This is a genomic window from Nocardioides bruguierae, from assembly GCF_023554635.1.
In the GTDB taxonomy this organism is placed as follows: domain Bacteria; phylum Actinomycetota; class Actinomycetes; order Propionibacteriales; family Nocardioidaceae; genus Nocardioides; species Nocardioides bruguierae.
In genome coordinates this window covers 1-20,514 of the sequence record NZ_JAMJPH010000024.1, presented here as the reverse complement: position 1 = coordinate 20,514, position 20,514 = coordinate 1, and the positions used below count along the sequence as shown (strand labels likewise).

Genomic DNA, 20,514 nt, shown 5'->3' with positions numbered 1-20,514 from the left:
CGCTACGGGCCGCTGGGCGCCCGTCAGAGGTTGTCCATGGGCGACCGAGCCTTGTACGCCTCCCGGGCCCTCTCCGCCCGCGTGGCGGCCGCGTACCGCGTCACCATCTGCCGCGACCGCCACCCCGTCAGCTCCATCAGGTCGCCCTCCGACCCTCCCGACCGCAGCCAGGCGTCCGCGAACCCGTGCCGGAACTGGTGCGCGTGCGCACCCTTCACCCCGGCCTGCTCGCCACGGCGGCGGATCATCTGCCGGATCGCGTCCGAGGACAGCGGCGCACCGTCCCGCTCGCTGATCCACAGCCACGGCCCCTCCGCGGTGTCCCACCGGGCCCGCAGCCGCAGGTACCGGTCCACGGCCCGCGCGGTCCGTGCCCCGAACGGCAGCACCCGGTCCCGCCGACCCTTCCCGGTGACCCGCAGCGTCCGCTCCCGCAGGTCGAGGTCCTCCACCTGTGCGGCGGCCAGCTCGGAGCGCCGTGCACCGGTGTCGGCGTACATCAGGATCAGGGCCTGGTCGCGCCGGTCGATCATCAGCGGCCCGTCGCAGGCGTCGATGATCGCCTTGAGCTCCTCGACCTTGAGCATCGGGATGATCTTCTCCGGCAGCGCCGGCGCCTTGACTCGCTCCATCGGGTTGGCGGGGATCTCCTGCTCCTCGGCGGCCCAGGCGAAGAACGACCGGAGCCCGTTCCAGCGGGTGCGGGACGTGGACGCGGACCGGGTCTCGGTGAGCTCGACGAGCCAGGTGCGGAGCAGCGCGGTGGTGATGTCCTCGGGGAGGACGGGGTGCTGGTTGTCCTCGAGCCAGCGGGCGAACAGCTCGAGGCTGTCGAGGTAGCCGCGGACGGTGCGTGGGCTCTTGTTCTCGGCCTCCATGGCGAGGGTCCAGGAGGGGTAGAGGCCGCGGAGGGCGGTGGCGTGGGGCATGAGGTGAGTCCCCTGACTAGGTGGTTTGCGAACACTGTGCTTAGGCATTGTGTTCGAAGGCACCGACAGTCACGCCTGGTCAGGGGCTGTTGGTGGGCGCAGAGGGGATCGAACCCCCGACCGCCTCGTTGTAAGCGAGGAGCTCTACCGCTGAGCTATACGCCCCGGCTGCCGGCGGCGCGGAAGGCCCCGGACAGGGTCGAACCGCCGGCGTCTCGGGTCACCGGCGGTTCGACGAGTCCAGTGTAGCCCGAGCGCGGGCACCCGTCCGGAGGAACGGGCGCACTGCTCGCCAGGCGGGACTGGACGACGCCTGTCGTCGCCTCAGAGCACCGCCGCCAGCTGGCGCAGGTGCTCGTCCAGGTCGCGCCCCTCAGCCATGGCGTTGTGCACCGACCAGCGGACCCGGCCCTCCTTGTCGACGACGTAGGAGGAGCGACGGGCGCACCCCTTGGCCTCGTCGAAGACGTCGTAGGCGCGGGCGACCTCGCCGTGCGGCCAGAAGTCGGAGAGCAGGGGGAAGTTGAGCCCGTCGCCGTCGGCGAAGGCCCGCAGCGAGTAGACGGGGTCGCAGCTGATCGCCACGACCTCGGTGTCGAAGGTGAGGAACTCGTCGAGCCGGCGACGCACGCCGGTCAGCTCCCCGGTGCAGACCCCGGAGAAGGCGTAGGGGAAGAACAGCACGGCGACCGCCTTGCGCCCTCGGAAGTCCGAGAGTCGCACGTCCTGGCCGAACTGGTCGCGCAGGCAGAAGTCCGGGGCCGGGCCACCGAGCGTGAGCCCCGGGGTGGTGGCATCGGGGTCGGTCGGGGTCTGGGGCGTCATCGCTCCTCCTGGCTCCGGCGTCGGTGGTGGGTGCGTCCTACGGTTCCGGCGAGGTCTCGGGGTGCGGCAGCTCCCGCTTGAGCACCTTGCCGGTGGCGTTCCGCGGCAGCGCGTCCAGCCGGACGACGTCGCGCGGAACCTTGTACCGCGCCAGATTGTCGCGCACGTGCTGCTGGACCTCCTCAGCGGTGGGTCCCCCGCCGCCCGCGGCCCCGGCGTGCGGTGCCCCGGCAGCCACGACGAAGGCGCGCAGCCGCTGGCCGAAGTCGGGGTCGGCCACGCCCACGACGGCGACCTCCTCGACGCCCGGCATCCGGGCGATGCAGTCCTCGACCTCTTGCGGGAAGACGTTCTCCCCGCCCGAGACGATCATGTCGTCGTCGCGGCCCTCGACGACCAGCCGCCCCGCCTCGTCCACGCGGCCCACGTCGCCGGTGGCCATCAGCCCGTCGACGACCTCCTTGGAGCCGCCACCGGTGTAGCCCTCGAAGAGGAGCCCGTTGCCGACGAAGATCCGGCCGGTCGTGCCGCGCGGCACGGGGGCGAGGTCGTCGCCGAGCACCCGGACCTCGGTGTTCCACGGCGGCCGCCCGGCCGTGCCGGGGGCGGCGCGCAGGTCCTGCGGGGAGGCGACCGAGGCGTAGGCGACCTCGGTGGAGCCGTAGGTGGACCACAGCCGGTCGCCGAAGCGGTCCATCCAGGTCAGCGGCAGGTCGCCCGGCAGCGCCGAGCCCGAGGAGGCCACCACCTGCACCCGCGAGAGGTCCGCGGCGGCGAGCTGCTCCTCGGGCAGGGCCAGGATGCGCTGGAGCATGACCGGGACCACGACGAAGGAGTCGCAGCGCTCGCGCCGGAGCAGGTCGAGGCAGGCCTGCGGCTCGAACCGACGCGCGAGCACGAGGGTGGAGCCCAGGAGCATCGACAGGGCGAGGTGGCCGTAGCCCCAGGTGTGGAACAGCGGGGCCGCCACGTGCGTGCGCCACCCGGCCCGCAGGGGCAGTGCGGAGAGCAGCGAGACGCCGGCGTCGATGCCGGCCTCGGCCCGCGGGGCGCCCTTGGGGGTGCCGGTGGTGCCGGAGGTGAGGATGACGGTGCGCCCGTTGCGGCTCGGCGGGGTGAGCGGGCCCCGCTCGTGGGAGGCGATGAGCTGCTCGGTGGTGACGGCGCCGGGCGCGTCCGTGTCGGTCCAGGCGACCACGCGGACGGCGGCGGGCTCGGTGCCCGCGCCGCCCCCTTCCCCACCATCCTCGACACCGTCCTCGATCCCGAGGAGGGCGGGGGTGAACTCCTCGTCGTGGACGACGACCGCCGGCGCGTCACGGGCCAGCACGTCGCGCAGCTGGGGGCCGGCGAACGCGGTGTTCAGGTAGAGGACGTCGGCCCCGAGCATCGAGACGGCGATCGTCGTCTCCACGAAGCCGCGGTGGTTGCGGCACAGGAGCGCCACCCGGTCCCCCTCGCCCACTCCCAGGCCGGCCAGGGCCCGGGCCAGGGACTGGGCACGGCCGACCAGGTCGGCCCAGGTCAGCTCGCCCAGCTCGTCGACGAGCCCGACCTGGTGGGGCGCCCGCGTGGCCAGCGAGGAGAACCCGCCGGCGGCACCGGTGCCCCACCGGCGCAGGGTCACGGCGAGACCGGCCAGGACACCGGGGCCGTAGGGCCGGACGACGCCGGCCCGCGTGAGCACCCGGGCGCCGGCGGAGGCGGTCGAGAGCGCCTTCGCGGCACGGGAGGCCGGGAGGCCGCCGAGCACGCTGGGCCCTCCACCTCGCTCCGCGCGTGTCGGGTCGGCGGGCGGGTGGACGGTGGTACCTGGCACGCGGGCCTCCGAGCGGTCGACGTCGTCCGCGGCGGTGCGGACGACGGCTCAACGACCGAGCACGCCCGGAGTGACGGCCGACACCCCAGCGGGTGTCGGCCGGCGGGAGCGCCTCAGACGGGCGTCTTGGGCGCGACCAACCGGGTCGCGGACCAGTCCTTGGAGACCGTCGCGGTGGTCGTCTGCGAGAGGCCGGCGATCGGCGCGGCCTCGGCGATGTCGGAGGGGTCCACGGAACCGGGACGCCCGACCTTCGGCGTGAGCAGCCAGATCGAGCCGCCGCCGACGAGGTCCGTCAGGGCGTCGACGAGACCGTCCACGAGGTCCCCGTCCTCGGCACGCCACCAGAGCAGGACGGCGTCGACCACGTTGCCGTAGTCACCGTCCACCATGTCGGCGTCGATGGCGTCCTCGATCGAGACCCGGAGGTCGTCGTCGGTGTCGTTGTCCCACCCGAGCTCCTGGACCACCATGCCCGCGCCCAGTCCGAGGCGCGCGCCGGCGCCGGACGCGGTGTCTGTCTGGGTGGACCCGCCACCCGCGGTCGAGCTCACGTGAGCCTCCGTCTTCGTCGATTGTGGTGTGCGACACCGGGCTCGCGCACCGGTGTGTGAGGCGTAGTCCATCGGAACCGACCATCCGGCGCAACCTCTGACACGCAACTGATGCCCCTCGACCAGCCCTTTTCGTGCCGCCGAGCCCCCGAGGAGGTGCCGCGCCGCGGTCCTGCGCGGGCCACGAGGGACGAGGCCCGCCGGCGAGGCACGCCGCGGACACTCGTGGTCCAGACCGGCCCCTGACGTGGGCGGGAACTCCTGTAGCCACCCATGTTCTGACAAACATCCCGCAAAAACGTCCGCTGAGCGAACAGTCGCGTCGCCAGTGCGAGAACCGGCGCCGGGGCGTTTCGTGCGGTCCGAAGCCGTGCGACGATGCAAGGGTGACCGAGGCATCATCGAACTCATCCGGCACCCGCACCGGCGGTATCCCGTCGGTGATCCACGAGGGTCTGCCCACCCAGCTGCCCGACATCGACCCGTCCGAGACCCAGGACTGGATCGACTCCTTCGACGCCATGGTGTCCGAGCGGGGCCGCGACCGCGCCCGCTACGTGATGCTGCGGCTGCTCGAGCGCGCGCGCCAGGAGCAGGTCGGCGTGCCCGCGCTGCGGAGCACCGACTACATCAACACCATCCCGCCCGAGCGCGAGCCGTGGTTCCCCGGCGACGAGGACATCGAGCGACGCATCCGTGCGTTCATCCGCTGGAACGCGGCGATGATGGTCTCCAGCGCCAACCGCAAGGGCCTGGAGGTCGGCGGCCACATCGCCACCTACCAGTCCTCCGCGAGCCTCTACGAGGTCGGCTTCAACCACTTCTTCCGGGGCAAGGAGCACCCGGGCGGTGGCGACCAGGTCTACATCCAGGGCCACGCCTCCCCCGGCGTCTACTCCCGCGCCTTCCTCGAGGGCCGGCTGAGCGAGGAGCAGCTCTACCGCTTCCGCCAGGAGGTCCAGCACGGCGTCGGCCAGGGCCTCTCGTCCTACCCGCACCCGCGCCTGATGCCGGAGTTCTGGGAGTTCCCCACGGTCTCCATGGGCCTCACCGGCATCAACTCGATCTACCAGGCCCGGTTCAACCGCTACCTGCACAACCGCGGCATCAAGGACACCAGCGACCAGAACGTGTGGGCGTTCCTCGGCGACGGCGAGATGGCCGAGCCCGAGAGCCTCGGCGCGATCCGCGTGGCCGCCCGCGAGGAGCTGGACAACCTCACCTGGGTCATCAACTGCAACCTCCAGCAGCTCGACGGCCCGGTCACCGGCAACGGCAAGATCATCCAGGAGCTGGAGTCCAACTTCCGCGGCGCCGGCTGGAACGTCATCAAGGTCGTCTGGGGCCGCGAGTGGGACGACCTGCTCGCCCGCGACGTCGACGGCGCCCTGGTCAACAAGATGAACTCCACCCCCGACGGTGCGTTCCAGACCTACTCGGTGGAGTCCGGCGGCTACGTCCGCGACCACTTCTTCGGCGACGACCCGCGTCTGCGCAAGATGGTCGAGCACATGAGCGACGACCAGATCCGCAAGCTCCCCCGCGGCGGTCACGACTACCGCAAGGTGTACGCGGCCTTCGACGCGGCGTCCAAGCACGTCGGCCAGCCGACCGTGATCCTGGCGCACACCATCAAGGGCTGGACGATCGACGCCCTCGAGGGCAAGAACGCCACGCACCAGATGAAGAAGCTGACGCAGGACGACGTCAAGAAGTTCCGCGACCGCCTCTACCTGCCCATCTCGGACGCCGACCTCGAGCGCTCCTACGAGGCCACCGGTGCCGCGCCGTTCTTCCACCCCGGCAAGAACAGCCCCGAGTTCGAGTACATGATGGAGCGGCGCAAGCAGCTCGGCGGCTCCGTCCCCGAGCGCCGCACCAACGCCAAGCCGCTCACGCTGCCCGGCGACAAGGTCTACTCCGAGATCAAGCAGGGCTCGGGCAAGAACAAGATCGCCACCACCATGGCCGCCGTCCGCCTGCTCAAGGACTGGATGCGCGACAAGGAGATCGGCAAGCGCATCGTCCCGATCGCGCCGGACGAGTACCGGACCTTCGGCATGGACGCCATGTTCCCGAGCGCCAAGGTCTACAACCCGCACGGCCAGTCGTACGAGTCCGTCGACCGCAAGCTGCTGCTGAAGTACGCGGAGTCCACCTCCGGCCAGCTGCTGCACGAGGGCATCTCCGAGGCCGGCGCGATGGCCTCGGCCACGGCTGCCGGCACGGCCTACGCCACCCACGGCGAGCCGATGATCCCGTTCTACATCTTCTACTCGATGTTCGGGTTCCAGCGCACCGGCGACTCCATCTGGGCGATGACCGACCAGATGGGCCGCGGCTTCCTCATCGGCGCCACCGCCGGTCGCACCACGCTGACCGGCGAGGGCCTCCAGCACGCCGACGGGCACTCGCCGCTCCTCGCGGCGACCAACCCCGCCGTCGTCCACTACGACCCGGCGTACGCCTACGAGGTCGCGCACGTGATGCAGAGCGGCCTGGAGCGCATGTACGGCTCCACCGAGGAGCACCCGCACGGTGAGGACGTCGTGTTCTACATGACCGTCTACAACGAGCCGGTCTCCCAGCCGAAGGAGCCCGAGGACGTCGACGTCGAGGGCATCCTCAAGGGCGTGCACAAGGTCGGGTCGATCCAGGGCGACGGTCCGCGCGTGCAGCTCATGGGCTCCGGCGTCGGCATGCCGTGGGTGACCGAGGCGGCCGAGATGCTGGCCAAGGACTGGGGCGTGTACGCCGACATCTGGTCGGTCACCTCCTGGAACGAGCTGGCCCGCGAGGCCGTGGCCTCCGAGGACTACAACCTGCTGCACCCGAGCGAGCCGCGTCGCACCCCGTGGGTGACGACCAAGCTCTCCGGCGGCCTCGGCCCGTTCGTGGCGGTCTCGGACTACATGTCCGCCGTGCCGATGCAGATCGCTCGCTGGGTCCCCGGCGACTACTGCGTCCTCGGCGCCGACGGGTACGGCTTCGCCGACACCCGCCCGGCCGCCCGACGGTTCTTCAACATCGACGCCGAGTCGGTCGTCGTCCGGGCCCTCCAGGGCCTCGCGGACGCCGGCGACATCGACCCGAGCCTGGTGGAGAAGGCCTTCGCGCAGTACAAGATCGACGACGCCACCGCCACGCGCGGCGTCAAGCAGGAGGGTGGCGACGCCTGAGGCGTCCCTCCCCCAGCACCAGCACCACGAGCGAGCCGTCGTCGGCCCCGGGAGACCGGGAGCCGGCGGCGGCTCAGCCGTTCCCGCCCGGGCTGCTGCCCGCCCGTCCGCCCAGGTCCCGCATGTACGCGGCCGGCGAGCGTCCGGTCAGCCCGGTGAACTCCCGCACCAGGTGGGACTGGTCGGCAAAACCCCGGTCGGCCGCAAGCCCGGCCCAGTCGACGGGCTCGCCCCCGTGCGCGGCGGCCGCGACGTCGAGCAGCCGGAACCGCCGCAGCACCCACTTCGGGCCGACGCCGACGTGCGTGGTGAACCGCCGTGCGGACGGTGACCCCGGCCAGCCCCGCCAGCTGCTCGACCCGTCGCAGCGACCGGTCCGTCTCGACGCGTTCCACCAGCGCCGCCAGCTCGTCGGTCACCGGGTCGGGCTCGGGCGCGAGCCCGCGCAGCCACTGCGCGAGCACCTCCACCCCGGCCGCCGGGTCCCCGGCGCCCGCGAGGGCGGCCGCGCGGGCCGCCACCGGCACGTCGTCGACGCCGAGCACGTCGGCCGCCGGCGTCTCGCGGTCGCGCAGCCGGGCCACGTCGGCACCCAGCACCGGGGCGAAGCCGGCCGGCCGGAAGGCCAGTGCCACCGTGGCTCCGGTCCCCTCCAGCCGCCGCTCGAACCCGGTCGTCCGCACCCCCACCAGCAGCCGCGGCCGCCCGTCGACGTCCTCGACCGCCACGTGCACCACGGGCCTCGGGACGACGGCCTGCACGTGCGGCTCCGGCAGCGACCAGGACACCCACCAGCCGTAGTCGACCAGCGGCGCCAGGTCCCCCGGCGGCTCCGTGCGGCCGGTGGCGAACCGCCCCTCGGCCAGGTCCGGCCGCAGCAGCTGCGCGCGGGCGCGCCGCTCGCCCCGGTCCTCACTCATCACCCCATCCTCGCCCCGCAGCACCCGGCTGTCGCGTTCCTCCAATCCCGGCCGGGGCGACGCGGCCAGCCTGGGGGCATGAGCGCACAGACCCCGCCCGTCGCCCGCCTCGCCATGGTCACCCTCGACTGCGCCGAGGTGGCGCCCGAGGTGACTTTCTGGGCCGCCCTGCTCGGCTGGGAGGTGGCCGTGGCGACCGACGACTACGCGATGCTCACCCACGGCCCCGCCCGGCTCGGCTTCGGCCGCGTCGAGGGCCACGTGCCGCCGTCCTGGCCCGACGAGGGCGGGCGCAAGCAGGTGCACCTCGACCTCGCCGTCGACGACCTGGACGAGGCGGCGCAGCGCGCCGTCGCGCTCGGCGCCTCCATGGCGGACCCGCAGCCCGGCGAGACCTGGCGGGTCCTGCTGGACCCGGCGGGCCACCCCTTCTGCCTCACCGACGCGGCGGCCTGGGGCTGAGACGCCCGGCCTCCGGCGGCGAGGCGACTCAGGCGCCGGTCGCGCCGCCCACCGAGGTGAGCCCGGTGTCGTGCCCGGTGCGCAGCAGGGCGCGCCAGCGGGCCCGGGAGTAGACCGCGGGCCGGGTGCTCGCGCAGAAGTCGAGCACCAGGTCGGCGAACCGCTCCGGGTCCTCCTTGTGCGGGAAGTGCCCCGCCCCGTCCATGATCTCGATCCTGGCCTTGGGCGCCAGGGCCGCCGCGTTGGCGGCGTGGCTGACCGGGATGACGTGGTCGTCGGTGCCCCACAGCACGCACATCGGCATGGCCTCGGTGAGGTAGGCGCGGTCGGCCATGGTGACGATCTGGCCCCGCCAGTCGACCACGGCGCGCACCACGTGCCGGATCGCGGCGCGGGCCGCCGGGTCCTTGAAGGAGTCGTAGATGGCAGCGACCTCGTCGAGGTCCCGGGTGGCCGGCACCGGCAGCAGGGAGAGCGCCGACATCGCCGTCGTCCCGACCTGGCGGACCACGGGCATCGTCAGCGCGCCCATCACCTGGTGGAACCCCGGGGTGGTCACGGCCCGGATGACGGGGGTGACCTCGGGGCCGAGACCGCCGGAGGCGACCAGGACGAGCCGCTCGGTGCGCTCGGGGAACTGGTAGGCGAACTGCATCGCGACGCCCCCGCCGAAGCTGTGCCCGACCACGGTGGCCTTGTCGATGCCGAGCACGGTCAGCAGGTCGCGCATGCCGTTGGCGTAGCCGCCGACGCTGTAGTCGGCGCGGGGCTTGTCGGAGGCCCCGTGGCCGAGAAGGTCCGGCGCGATGACGGTGAAGTGCTCCGCGAGCCGCCCGATCACGGGCGACCAGGTGGTGTGGTCGCAGCCGAGGCCGTGCAGCAGCACCAGCGCCGGCCCCTGGCCGGCCGTGACGAACGCCCGGCGGTGGCCGTGGATGGTGACGAACCTCAGCTCGTGGCCGTCGCGGCCGCGGGCGCGCGTGCGCGCGGGGCGGGCCTGGGTGCTCGTCGGCACAGCTCCTCCTCACCTGGCGCACGGACCTGTGACGTCGTGTCCACGGTAACCGCCCGGCGGGCTCACGGGCAGATCTTGATGAGAAGTGCATCACACCCCCGTTGCGGCCACGTTGCACGCGCGTGACCGCCGGCGGCGCACCGGACCCCGCCTGGACTAGGCTCGCAGGCATGACCGGCGAGTCCCCCGCGGCGGAGACCCTGCTCCGAGCCACGGGTGCGCTGAGCACCGCGGCCACCGCACGGATGGACTCCGCGCTCCCCTGGTTCCGCGAGATGCGCGCCGAGGACCGCGCGTGGGTCGGGCAGATCGTGCAGAACGGCGTGCGCAGCTTCGTCGACTGGTACGCCGACGACCAGCAGGGCGGCCACCGCAGCGGCACCGCGATCGCCGCCGCGGTCTTCGGCGCCGCGCCCCGCGCCCTGGCCGGCGCGATCAGCCTCCAGCAGACGGTCGACCTCGTCCGCCTCTCCATCGACGCCATCGAGGCGGACGTCGGCTCCCTGCTGCCGCCCGAGGAGGCCGCGCAGGTGCACGCCGCGATCCTGCGCTACGCCCGCGAGGTCGCCTTCGCCGCCGCGGAGGTCTACGCCCGCGCCGCGGAGGCGCGAGGCGCGTGGGACGCCCGGCTCGAGGCCCTCGTGGTGGACGCGGTCCTGCGCTCGGACACGGACGAGGCGATCCTCTCCCGCGCGAGCGCCCTGGGCTGGACGTCGCAGGACGGCATCGCCGTGGTGCTGGGCCAGGCGCCCCACCGGCGCACCGAGACGGACCTGTTCTCCGAGGCCCGGCGCCGCGCCCGCAGCGGCGGCATGGACGCCCTGTGCGCCGTGCAGGGCGACCGGCTCGTCGTCCTCCTCGGGGGCGCCGAGGACCCGGGCGCTGCAGCAGCAGCCGTGCTGCCGGTCTTCGGCGACGGGCCGGTCGTGGTCGGCCCCGTGGCCGACAGCCTGGGCGACGCGCACCTCTCCGCCCGTGCCGCCATGTCGGGGCTGCGTGCGGCCGCGGGCTGGCCCCAGGCGCCCCGCCCCGTGCCGGCCGACGACCTCATGGCCGAGCGTGCCCTGGCCGGCGACGGCCACGCGCGGCGGCACCTGGTGGAGGACGTCTACCTCCCCCTCGTCCACGCGCGCGGCGCGCTCACCGCGACGCTGTCGGCCTACCTGGCCACCGGCGGCTCGGTGGAGGCCGCGGCGCGGACCCTGTTCGTGCACGCCAACACGGTGCGCTACCGGCTGCGGTCGGTGGCCGAGGTGACCGGCTTGTCGGCCACCCAGCCACGCGACGCTCTCACCCTCTCCATCGCCCTGATCCTGGGCCGCCAGTCGGGTCGCGCGACGGAGACGCCCGACACCTGACGCGTGCAGCGACAGGTGGCACGTGACAGAACGCACTGATTTGTGGGGTTCCCACAAACGACACGGGCAAAAAATGGTGCGCGCCGCCCATGAGTCGTGGGGTCCGACAACGGCAGAGTGTCCTACGTGCTCGTCATCGTCGCTCCCGGACAGGGAGCCCAGACCCCCGGATTCCTCAAGCCCTGGCTGGAGGACCCCGCCTTCGCCGCGCGGTTCCACTGGCTCTCCACCGTCGCCGGCCTCGACCTGGCCCACTACGGCACGGAGGCCGACGCGGAGACGATCCGCGACACGCAGATCGCCCAGCCGCTGCTGGTCGCGACCTCGCTCGTCTCGGCCCTCCACCTCTTCCCGCACCCCGGTGACGCCTTCCAGCGCATCGGCGCCGTCGCGGGCCACAGCGTGGGCGAGATCGCCGCCGCCGCGGGCGCCCGGGCCATCACCGCCGAGCAGGCCATGGTGCTCGTCCGCGAGCGAGGCAAGGCCATGGCCCAGGCCGCCGCCGTCACCCCGACCGGCATGACCGCCGTGCTCGGTGGCGACCGCGAGGAGGTGCTCGCCGCGATCGCCGCGAACGGGCTCACCGCCGCCAACGACAACGGCCCCGGCCAGATCGTGGCCGCCGGCACGATGGAGCAGCTCGCCGCGTTCGCCGACGCGCCGCCCGCCAAGGCGCGGCTGCGTCCCCTGTCCGTCGCCGGCGCCTTCCACACCCAGCACATGGCCCCCGCCGTGAGCCACCTCGAGCAGCTCGCCGCCGCCGTGACCACGCACGACGCCCGCACCCGCGTCATCTCCAACCGCGACGGCCAGGTCGTGCACGAGGGCCGCGACGTCCTGCGCCGCATCGTCGGCCAGATCTCCTCGCCGGTCCGCTGGGACCTGTGCATGGAGACCATGAGCGACCTGGGCGTCACCGGCATCCTGGAGATGCCGCCGGCCGGCACCCTGACGGGCATCGCCAAGCGCGCCCTCAAGGGCGTGGAGACCTTCTCCTTCAACGGCCCCGACCAGATCGACGACGCCCGCGCGTTCATCGACAAGCACGGCGAGCCCGCGGGCCTCGACCTCACCCCCACCTGGCGCGTCGTGGTCTCCCCGGCCAAGGGCACCTTCCGCATCGGCGCCGAGGTGGCCGACGCCGAGGTCGTCGCCCCCGGCACCAGCATCGGCGAGGTGGCCTCCACCCGCGACAAGGTCTCGGTCGAGGCCCTGCACGGCGGCCAGGTCGTCGAGTGGCTCGTGGAGGACGGCGACCTCGTCTCCCCCGGCCAGCCGCTGCTGCGCCTCTACCCGGAGGGCTCCCTCTGATGCCCCTGTCCTCCCCCACCGGCGCGGAGTACGCCACGATCCTCGGGGTCGGGGCGTACCGGCCCTCGCGCGTCGTCCCCAACAGCGAGATCGTCGAGCGCCTCGACTCCAGCGACGAGTGGATCCGCACCCGCTCGGGCATCGAGCAGCGCCGCTGGGCGACGCCCGAGGAGACCGTCGAGCTGATGGCGATCTCCTCGGCCCGGGAGGCCCTGGAGGCCTCCGGCGTGGACGCCCGTCAGATCGACGCGGTCGTCGTCGCCACGGTGACGCACTTCCTGCAGACCCCCAGCCTGGCCACGATGGTCGCCCACCAGCTGGGCACCGACCAGGCCGCGGCGTTCGACATCTCGGCCGCCTGCGCCGGCTTCTGCCACGGCATCGCGCTGGCCAACGACATGGTGCGCGGCGGGTCCGCCGGCCACGTCCTGGTCATCGGCGTCGAGCGGCTCTCCGACATCACCGACCCCGACGACCGCTCGTCCGCGTTCATCTTCGCGGACGGCGCGGGCGCGGCCGTGGTCGGCCCGAGCGACACCCCGGGCATCGGCCCGGTCGTGTGGGGCTCGGACGGCGAGCAGTACGACCTCATCCGCAACCGCGAGACCTGGCTCGACGTGCTCGAGTCCGGCGAGAAGCGCGTGCCGCACCTGGTGATGCAGGGCAACCCGGTCTTCCGCTGGGCGTCCTTCACGATGGCCAAGGTCGGCCTCCAGGCGCTCGAGCGTGCGGGCATCACCGCCGACGAGCTCGACGTGTTCGTCCCGCACCAGGCCAACAACCGCATCACCGACGCCATGGCCCGGGCGATGAAGCTGCCCGAGCACGTCAAGATCGCCCGCGACATCGCCCAGCAGGGCAACACGTCCGCGGCCTCCATCCCCCTCGCGATGCACCGGATGCTCGAAGAGGGCGAGGCGAAGTCGGGCGACCTGGCCCTGATCATCGCCTTCGGCGCCGGCCTGGCCTACGCGGCCCAGGTCGTCGTCGTCCCCTGAGCCCCCTGGGCCCAGACCCCGCACCACCGGGCCGCAGGCCCGGTCAGCAGGACCCGCTCCACCCCTTCCACCCGGAACCCGTCGTGCCGACCGGCACGACCAAGAGAAGAAGAGGAAGCCTCATGGCCACCACCGAAGAGATCCGCGCCGACCTCGCCGAGATCGTCAACGAGGTCGCCGGTGTCGACGTCGACGACGTCCAGCTCGACAAGTCCTTCGTGGACGACCTCGAGGTCGACTCCCTGTCCATGGTCGAGGTCGTCGTGGCCTGCGAGGAGAAGTTCGGCGTCTCCATCCCCGACGACGAGGTGAAGAACCTCAAGACCGTCGGCGACGCCGTCGCCTACATCGAGAAGGCCCAGGGCTGACGCCCCCGGCGGGACGTCGGGGAGCCACCGCCCCCGCGACGTCCCGCCACCGGCCACCCCGTGGCCAGCACCAACCCGTCCGACCTACCTCAAGGACCTGTTGCACATGTCGAAGCGAGTCGTCGTCACCGGACTCGGCACCACCAATCCCCTCGGCGGGGACGTCGCCTCCACCTGGGAGGCCATGCTGGCCGGCGAGTCCGGCATCTCCCCGCTGACCGAGGACTGGGCCGCCGACCTGCCCGTCAAGATCGCCGGCCGCGCCAAGGTCGACCCGTCCGAGGTGCTCGAGCGGGTCAAGGCCCGCCGGCTGGACCGCTCCTCCCAGTTCGCGCTGATCGCCGCGACCGAGGCCTGGGCCGACTCCGGCATCGGTGAGGGCGACGTCGACCCCGAGCGTCTCGGCGTCGCGTTCGCCTCCGGCATCGGCGGCGTCAACACGCTGCTCGGCAACTACGACCAGCTCCTCGCGAAGGGCCCCCGCCGCGTCTCCCCGCTGGCGGTCCCCATGCTGATGCCGAACGCCCCGGCCGCGACCGTGTCGCTGCACCTGGGCGCCCGCGCGTTCGCCAGCACCCCCGTCTCCGCGTGCGCCTCCGGCAACGAGGCCATCGCCCTGGGCCTGGACCAGATCCGCCTGGGCCGCGCCGACGTGGTCGTCTGCGGCGGCACCGAGGCCGCGATCCACCCGCTGAACATCTCGGCGTTCGCCAACATGATGGCGCTGTCGAAGTCCGGCACGGCCAACGACACCGACCCCACCGCGGTCTCCCGCCCCTGGGACACCGGTCGCGACGGCTTCGTCCTCGGCGAGGGCGCAGGCTGCATCGTCATCGAGTCCGAGGAGCACGCCAAGGCACGCGGCGCGCGGATCTACGCGACCGTCCTCGGCGCCGCCGTCACCGCGGACGCCCACGACATCGCCCAGCCGGACCCCGAGGGTCGCGGCGGCACCCGCGCCATCCGCCGGGCGCTCGCCGAGGGCGACGTCGACCCGGCCTCGGTCGTGCACGTCAACGCGCACGCCACCTCGACCCCGCAGGGCGACATCGCCGAGGGCCTCATGCTGCACGCCGTCCTCGGCTCGGAGCACGCCCGCGAGGTCGTCGTCACCTCCACCAAGTCGATGACCGGCCACCTCCTCGGCGGTGCCGGCGCCCTCGAGGCCGTCGCCGTCGTCAAGGCCGTCGTCGAGCGTGTCTCGCCCCCGACGATCAACCTCGACGAGCAGGACCCGGCCGTCGACCTCGACATCGCCACCAAGCCGCGCGACCTGCCGGCCGGCGACATCGTCGCCCTCAACAACTCCTTCGGCTTCGGCGGCGCCAACGTGGCAGTCGCCTTCGGGAGCATCTGATGACCACCACCGCTGACACCCCCACCCCCGCGCCGGCCGCACCGGCGAAGAAGGTGAAGATCCCTCGCGACCAGGACCCCCGCAACCCGGTCAAGCGCCTCACCGCGCTGCTGGACGAGGGCAGCCTCGAGCTGATCTCCCCGGACGACGACTCGGGCATGCTCGCCGCGATCGGCACCGTCAAGGGCGCCCCCGTGGTGGCCTTCTGCTCCGACGCCACCGTCATGGGCGGCGCCATGGGCGACGACGGCTGCAAGGTCGTCGTGGACGCCTACCACCGCGCGCTCACGGACCGCATCCCGATCATCGGCCTCTGGCACTCCGGCGGCGCCCGCCTCGCCGAGGGCGTGCTGAGCCTGCACGCCGTGGGCCGGATCTTCCAGATCATGACCCAGGCCTCGGGCGTCGTCCCGCAGATCTCGGTCGTGCTCGGCCCCGCCGCCGGTGGTGCCGCCTACGGCCCGGCGCTGACCGACATCGTCATCCTCGGGCCCGAGGGCCGCATCTTCGTCACCGGCCCGGACGTTGTCCGCTCGGTCACCGGCGAGGACGTCGACATGCTCCGCCTCGGCGGCCCCGAGCCGCACGGACGCCGCTCCGGCGTCGTCCACCAGGTCGCCGACTCCGAGGACGACGCGCTCGAGCGCGCCCGGACGACCGCGCACCTGCTGGGCGCCCAGGGCAGCCTGCGGGTCTCCGAGGTCGAGGACATCGACCTCGCCGGCTTCCTGCCCGAGTCGAAGAAGCGCGCCTACGACGTGCACCCGCTCGTGGAGGGCGTCCTGGACGAGGGCACCATGCTCGAGCAGCACGCGCGCTGGGCCCCGAACATCGTCACCGCGCTGGGTCGCTTCGGCGGACGCACGGTCGGTGTGGTGGCCAACAACCCGCTGCGCCTGGGCGGCTGCCTGGACTCGCTGTCCGCGGAGAAGGCCAGCCGTTTCGTCCGCATGTGCGACGCCTTCGGCGTGCCGCTGATCGTCCTCGTCGACGTCCCCGGCTACCTGCCCGGTGTCGGCCAGGAGTGGGACGGCGTCGTCCGCCGCGGCGCGAAGCTGCTGCACGCGTTCGGCGAGTGCGTCGTCCCGCGCGTCACCCTGGTGACCCGCAAGACCTACGGCGGCGCCTACATCGCCATGAACGCCCGCTCGCTGGGCGCGACCAAGGTCTTCGCCTGGCCGGGCGCCGAGGTCGCGGTCATGGGTGCGGTGGCCGCGGTGCGCGTCCTGCACCGGCGCAAGCTGGCCGAGGTCGCTCCCGAGATCCGCCCGCAGGTGGAGGCAGAGCTGGCCGCCGAGCACGAGCGGATCGCCGGCGGTGTCGAGAAGGCCATCGAGATCGGGGTCGTGGACGAGGTCGTCGAGCCGTCGGCCACGCGCTCGACCCTGGCCGGCGCCATCCACGACGCCATCCAGTCCGACGGCGTCCACCGCGGGGCCCACGGGAACATCCCGCTCTGACGCACGAGCGTCGACAGGCCGCACCTCACGGGGTGCGGCCTGTTGCCATTCCGGACCAGCCGTGGCACCGTCGCATGACGCACGTCACATCACGCCGGCTCCCCTGGCCGGCCCCGGAGGTACTTCATGGACGCGCTCCCCCACTCCCGCCGCGCACGCCCCCGGTCGGGTGCTGCCCTGCTGGCCGTCGCGCTCCTCGCGGCGCTGCTTGCCCTGCCGGCGACGTCCGCCGAGGCCGGCACGCAGCACCGGATGGCCGAGTACGGCAAGACGGCCGCCAAGGACAGGGCGATGAAGCGCGGGTGCAAGAACTACTCCTACCGCTACCGCGTGCGGCCGCCGACGCAGGACGCGTGGGGCCTGGAGACCTTCCTGATCGACCGGGACGGCGAGCAGGTCGCCTCCGGCGCCTTCCTCTACGGCGGCGACCCCCGGCACGGCACGGGCTCCTTCCGCTTCTGCCGGTCCCAGACCCGTGCCGGACGCTTCACGATCCGCGCGAAGCTGACCTACTACGACGGCTGGACCAAGTACGAGGGGTGGATCGCCCCCACGCACTTCCGCATCCGGAAGCGCTGAACCCGCCCCGCGCGGCCCCGCCCCGGCAGGGGCGGTAGCTCGGCGCGCAGGGCGGGTCGCGGTGCCGTGCGCTCAGACGACCTGGTGCAGCCAGCGGACAGGGGCGCCCTCGCCTGCGTGCCGGAACGTCTCCAGCTCGTCGTCCCAGGGCTTGCCCAGGAGCTTGTCGACCTCGATCTCGACCGTGGTCTCGCCGGCAGCCGACTTCACGACAGCGGCGCGCAGCCGGTCCTCGGGGATGAGGATGTCGCCGTGCAGCCCGGTGACGGCGTGGAAGACGCCGAGCTCGGGGGTGTAGGAGTAGCGCGAGCCCTCCGTGGCGGAGGTCGGCTCCTCGGTGATCTCGAAGCGCAGCTTGTCCCAGCCCTTGAGGGCGGAGACGACGGCGGCACCGGTGCCGGTGCGGCCCGTCCACGACAGCTCGGCGCGGTAGGTGCCCGCCTGGGCGGGCTGGGGCGTCCAGTCCAGGCTCACGGGCGCGCCGAGGACGCCTCCCACGGCCCACTCGAGATGGGGGCACAGTGCGGACGGGGCGGAGTGCACGAAAAGCACGCCCCTCGTGGCAGCACGGGTGGCAGCAGCAGTGGTCACCGGAATCTCCTTCGTTCAGCGCGAGCTACGCCTTCCCCAGCGATCTCGAGCCGTCGTCGTCGGATGAACCGTGTGACGGATATGTGGTTGTGCCGCCCATTGTGACTCATGGGACGCGTCTGCACCAGTGAGACGCTCCGGAACAGCCCGTCCTGGTGCGGACCACCGCGCCGGCAGCGTCCGGTGCCGAGGCCTCAGCCGGTCATCGCGGCGCCCACCTCGCCGATGACGTGTCGAGGATCGCTCGCTGCACCGAGAAGCCGACCGGCTCCGCCCGTCGGAGCCACGTCGACGACCTCGAGCCACACCGCCGTGGCGTCGTCCCTGCTCCCCCGTGCCCGGGCCTCCCGGACCAGCGTCCGCGCCACCTGCGCCGGCCGCCCGCGCAGCACCCTCTCGAGAGGGTCGCCGCCGAGGTCCACACCGTCGCTGGTGAGCAGCAGGTGGTCACCGGGACGGGCGTCGACCACGAGGACGTCGGGCTCACCGCTGCCAGTCTCCGCGGCGACCGACCTGGTCACCACGTGCCGGTAGGGGTGCCCGATCGCCTGCTCGGGACGCAGGACCCCACGGGCCAGCATCTCGGTGACCCACGTGTGGTCCTGGGTCAACCTGCGCGCCACGCCGTCGCGGACGAGGTGGACCCGGGTGTCGCCCAGGTGCAGGATCACCAGTCTGGACCCGTCCAGACGCACGGCGGACAACGTACAGGCCATGCCCTGTCTGGCCGGGTCGTCACGCTGCCCCACCGCGAGCGACGCACGAGCCCGCAACAGCGAGGCCCTCAGACGAGCAGCGGCCTCCCCCGGCGGGACGGGGGACGACAGGTCGGCGCAGAGCACGTGGGCCGACGTCGCCGACGCCACCTGACCGGCGGGCGCTCCGCCCACCCCGTCCGCCACCAGGGCCAGCCGCGGGCCGGCGTAGGCAGCGTCCTCGTTGGTCATCCGCCCCGGGCCGGCGCTGCTCACGGCGGACAACACCTCGAAGCTCAGCACGGCGGCCTCCTGACGACGTCGCGTCCGTGGACGCGCTCCACGCTAGGCCCCCGAGCGGGCCGCAACCTGTGCTCGCCCCTGGAGACCACTGTGGGCGCCGTCCTCGGACGGCGCCCACGGTCAGGCTCGAGCAGGTGCGGAGGTCACTCGTTGGACGAGGCGCCCTTCGCCTCCAGGTCCGCGGCACGGGCGGCCGCGTCGGTGATCTCGTCGGCGTCGATGGCGTAGGTCCGGTGGAACCAGGCGAGGGCGTCCTCGAGCCGACCCGCCTCGACCAGCGTGTCGGCGTAGGCGTAGCGCAGACGCACCACCCACGGCTCGCGCGACTTGCTCTGCAGCGGTGCCAGCTCCAAGGTGCGCAGCGCGGCGTCCACCTGGCCGAGGTCGCGGCGAGCACCAGCCTCCACGATCGTCATCTCGGCCTTGGCCGGAGCGGAGAAGTTCGCCACGGACGGACTCTTCGCGAGCTTCAGCGCCTGGTCGGCCTGGCCGAGGGCCCGGTGGCAGTCCGCCATGATCGGCAGGTAGTCGGTGGCGCCGTTCATCCGCTTGGCGGCCCGCAGGTCCGAGAGGGCCTCGGAGTAGTGGCCCGCGGCGTAGGCGGCCTCGCCCGACGCCTCGCGGACCACGGCGAGCCGAGGCGCACGCAGCCGAGCCGCGACCGCGTGGCCGTAGGCCGTCTCGGGGTCGCTCTCGATCAGCGAACCGGCCGCCGCGAGGTGCCGGGCCACCCGAGCCGCGACCTTCTCGGGCAGGCCCTTCAGCTGCGCCGCCACGCCCCGGTCCAGCTCGCGGCCGGTGATGCCCTCGGGGAAGTCAGGTCCGTCGTAGCGGGCCTGCTCCTCCGGGGTGCGCTTCGGCCGGTCGTCCTCGGGACGCTCGTCACGCCCAGCACCACGCCCGCGGTAGTCGCCGTCGCGCCGCGGACGCGAGTCGTCGCGGCGACGGTCGTCCTTGCGCCGGTCGTTCTTGTCCCAGGAACGACCCTGGCCCCCGCGACCGCCCTCGGGGCGATCGCCGGACCGACCGCGGCCGTCGGAGGAGCCGTAGCCGCGGCCGTCGCCCTTGCCGCCGCTGCGCCCGCCCTGGCCACCCTGTCCCCGGTTCGACCCCTGGCCGCCTCGGGAACCCTGGCCCCCGCGCGAGCTGCTGGGCCCGCCGCTACGGCCACCGGGCCGGCGGTCTCCGTTGCTGGGTCGACGGTTCTCGGCCATGGTCTGGCTCCTTCTCCGGCTGGGCCGGCGACAGTCACGGACGCGGTCACGTCCGCACGGGTGCGATGCAGGTACGCGTGCTGGCTCCGACACGACTGAAAATACAAGAAGGGGCCACCCTGCTGGGTGGCCCCTTCTTGGAAGAATTGTCCGGCGGCGTCCTACTCTCCCACAACCTCGCGGTTGCAGTACCATCGGCGCTGAGAGGCTTAACTTCCGGGTTCGGGATGGGACCGGGTGTTTCCCTCTCGCTATGGCCGCCGTAACTCTATCGGCTCACACGTTCCGCCGCTTCGCCGGTCGTACCGGGAGGGCGTAGTGATGTGGCCAAGCCACTATTCATTTGATGGTGACGACCCTAGCGGATCACCACCCGCGTCGGCGAATCGCCGGCAAGCGTTTGGTTGTTCAATCAGTGGACGCGAGACACGCTCAATCACACGCTGTATCTGTGTGTTTGTTTGTGTGTGCAGTGTAGGAGTGTGGTGACAAGCCCTCGGCCTATTAGTACCGGTCGGCTGGGCATCACTGCTGTACACCTCCGGCCTATCAACCCAGTCATCTACTGGGGGCCTTA

At 72.8% G+C, this 20,514-nt stretch carries 17 protein-coding genes, 1 tRNA gene, 2 rRNA genes and 2 pseudogenes; 9 read left to right on the top strand and 13 right to left on the bottom strand.

Annotation, left to right across the window (positions count from 1 at the left end):
- Window positions 1-23: 23 nt before the first annotated feature.
- From M8316_RS12895 to M8316_RS12875, 5 genes are all read right to left on the bottom strand, one after another.
- The gene (locus tag M8316_RS12895) at window positions 24-929 is read right to left on the bottom strand and encodes a tyrosine-type recombinase/integrase (protein ID WP_250055163.1); all 906 of its coding nucleotides are present in this window, start codon (window positions 927-929) and stop codon (window positions 24-26) included.
- A 90-nt stretch (window positions 930-1,019) separates the two neighbouring features.
- Window positions 1,020-1,094, bottom strand: a tRNA-Val gene (locus M8316_RS12890).
- Between the two features lie 159 nt (window positions 1,095-1,253).
- The gene (locus tag M8316_RS12885; protein ID WP_250055161.1) at window positions 1,254-1,754 is read right to left on the bottom strand and encodes a peroxiredoxin; all 501 of its coding nucleotides are present in this window, start codon (window positions 1,752-1,754) and stop codon (window positions 1,254-1,256) included.
- A gap of 37 nt (window positions 1,755-1,791) precedes the next feature.
- Window positions 1,792-3,507, bottom strand: a complete 1,716-nt coding sequence (locus M8316_RS12880; protein ID WP_250055159.1) for an AMP-binding protein — start codon at window positions 3,505-3,507, stop codon at window positions 1,792-1,794.
- A 179-nt stretch (window positions 3,508-3,686) separates the two neighbouring features.
- A complete protein-coding gene (locus M8316_RS12875) occupies window positions 3,687-4,127 on the bottom strand; it encodes a DUF3052 domain-containing protein (RefSeq protein ID WP_308196015.1) in 441 nt (146 codons plus the stop codon).
- Between the two features lie 386 nt (window positions 4,128-4,513).
- Here M8316_RS12875 and aceE point away from each other — a divergent pair, with 386 nt between their 5' ends.
- Entirely contained in the window at window positions 4,514-7,306 is a 2,793-nt protein-coding gene (gene aceE, locus M8316_RS12870) for a pyruvate dehydrogenase (acetyl-transferring), homodimeric type (protein WP_250055157.1), read from the top strand.
- Window positions 7,307-7,379: 73 nt separating this feature from the next.
- On the opposite strand, the pseudogene M8316_RS12865 reads toward aceE, so the two are convergent.
- Together M8316_RS12865 and M8316_RS21310 are read right to left on the bottom strand one after the other, a co-directional pair.
- A pseudogene (locus tag M8316_RS12865) lies at window positions 7,380-7,616 on the bottom strand (helix-turn-helix domain-containing protein); the annotation flags it as partial.
- A 259-nt stretch (window positions 7,617-7,875) separates the two neighbouring features.
- Window positions 7,876-8,226: pseudogene (locus M8316_RS21310) on the bottom strand (DUF6597 domain-containing transcriptional factor); the annotation flags it as partial.
- 78 nt (window positions 8,227-8,304) lie between these two features.
- On the opposite strand from M8316_RS21310, the gene M8316_RS12860 reads away from it, so the two are divergent.
- Window positions 8,305-8,688: a VOC family protein gene (locus tag M8316_RS12860; protein WP_250055153.1), complete on the top strand. Its 384-nt coding sequence runs from the start codon at window positions 8,305-8,307 to the stop codon at window positions 8,686-8,688.
- 28 nt (window positions 8,689-8,716) lie between these two features.
- Here M8316_RS12860 and M8316_RS12855 read toward each other — a convergent pair whose 3' ends face one another.
- Window positions 8,717-9,703, bottom strand: a complete 987-nt coding sequence (locus M8316_RS12855) for an alpha/beta fold hydrolase (protein ID WP_250055151.1) — start codon at window positions 9,701-9,703, stop codon at window positions 8,717-8,719.
- 170 nt (window positions 9,704-9,873) lie between these two features.
- On the opposite strand from M8316_RS12855, the gene M8316_RS12850 reads away from it, so the two are divergent.
- From M8316_RS12850 to M8316_RS12820, 7 genes are all read left to right on the top strand, one after another.
- Window positions 9,874-11,061: a PucR family transcriptional regulator gene (locus M8316_RS12850; RefSeq protein ID WP_250055149.1), complete on the top strand. Its 1,188-nt coding sequence runs from the start codon at window positions 9,874-9,876 to the stop codon at window positions 11,059-11,061.
- 126 nt (window positions 11,062-11,187) lie between these two features.
- Window positions 11,188-12,372, top strand: coding sequence for an acyltransferase domain-containing protein (locus tag M8316_RS12845; protein WP_250055148.1), 1,185 nt, complete (start codon window positions 11,188-11,190; stop codon window positions 12,370-12,372).
- Entirely contained in the window at window positions 12,372-13,370 is a 999-nt protein-coding gene (locus tag M8316_RS12840; protein ID WP_250055145.1) for a beta-ketoacyl-ACP synthase III, read from the top strand. Before M8316_RS12845 ends, M8316_RS12840 begins: the two co-directional genes overlap by 1 nt.
- A gap of 122 nt (window positions 13,371-13,492) precedes the next feature.
- The gene (locus M8316_RS12835) at window positions 13,493-13,738 is read left to right on the top strand and encodes an acyl carrier protein (RefSeq protein ID WP_250055143.1); all 246 of its coding nucleotides are present in this window, start codon (window positions 13,493-13,495) and stop codon (window positions 13,736-13,738) included.
- Window positions 13,739-13,844: 106 nt separating this feature from the next.
- On the top strand, window positions 13,845-15,095 hold the full coding sequence (locus M8316_RS12830; RefSeq protein WP_250055141.1) for a beta-ketoacyl-[acyl-carrier-protein] synthase family protein: 1,251 nt from the start codon (window positions 13,845-13,847) through the stop codon (window positions 15,093-15,095).
- On the top strand, window positions 15,095-16,555 hold the full coding sequence (locus M8316_RS12825) for an acyl-CoA carboxylase subunit beta (protein ID WP_250055139.1): 1,461 nt from the start codon (window positions 15,095-15,097) through the stop codon (window positions 16,553-16,555). Before M8316_RS12830 ends, M8316_RS12825 begins: the two co-directional genes overlap by 1 nt.
- A gap of 126 nt (window positions 16,556-16,681) precedes the next feature.
- Window positions 16,682-17,134, top strand: a complete 453-nt coding sequence (locus M8316_RS12820; RefSeq protein ID WP_250055137.1) for a hypothetical protein — start codon at window positions 16,682-16,684, stop codon at window positions 17,132-17,134.
- A 72-nt stretch (window positions 17,135-17,206) separates the two neighbouring features.
- Here M8316_RS12820 and M8316_RS12815 read toward each other — a convergent pair whose 3' ends face one another.
- From M8316_RS12815 to M8316_RS12795, 5 genes are all read right to left on the bottom strand, one after another.
- Window positions 17,207-17,686 (bottom strand): DUF3145 domain-containing protein, encoded by a 480-nt coding sequence (locus M8316_RS12815; protein ID WP_250055135.1) that lies wholly within the window; start codon window positions 17,684-17,686, stop codon window positions 17,207-17,209.
- A gap of 233 nt (window positions 17,687-17,919) precedes the next feature.
- Window positions 17,920-18,723, bottom strand: a complete 804-nt coding sequence (locus M8316_RS12810; RefSeq protein ID WP_250055133.1) for a PP2C family protein-serine/threonine phosphatase — start codon at window positions 18,721-18,723, stop codon at window positions 17,920-17,922.
- A 143-nt stretch (window positions 18,724-18,866) separates the two neighbouring features.
- Entirely contained in the window at window positions 18,867-19,937 is a 1,071-nt protein-coding gene (locus tag M8316_RS12805; protein ID WP_250055131.1) for a tetratricopeptide repeat protein, read from the bottom strand.
- A gap of 148 nt (window positions 19,938-20,085) precedes the next feature.
- Window positions 20,086-20,202, bottom strand: a 5S ribosomal RNA gene (gene rrf, locus M8316_RS12800).
- A 219-nt stretch (window positions 20,203-20,421) separates the two neighbouring features.
- A 23S ribosomal RNA gene (locus M8316_RS12795) occupies window positions 20,422-20,514 on the bottom strand; the annotation flags it as partial.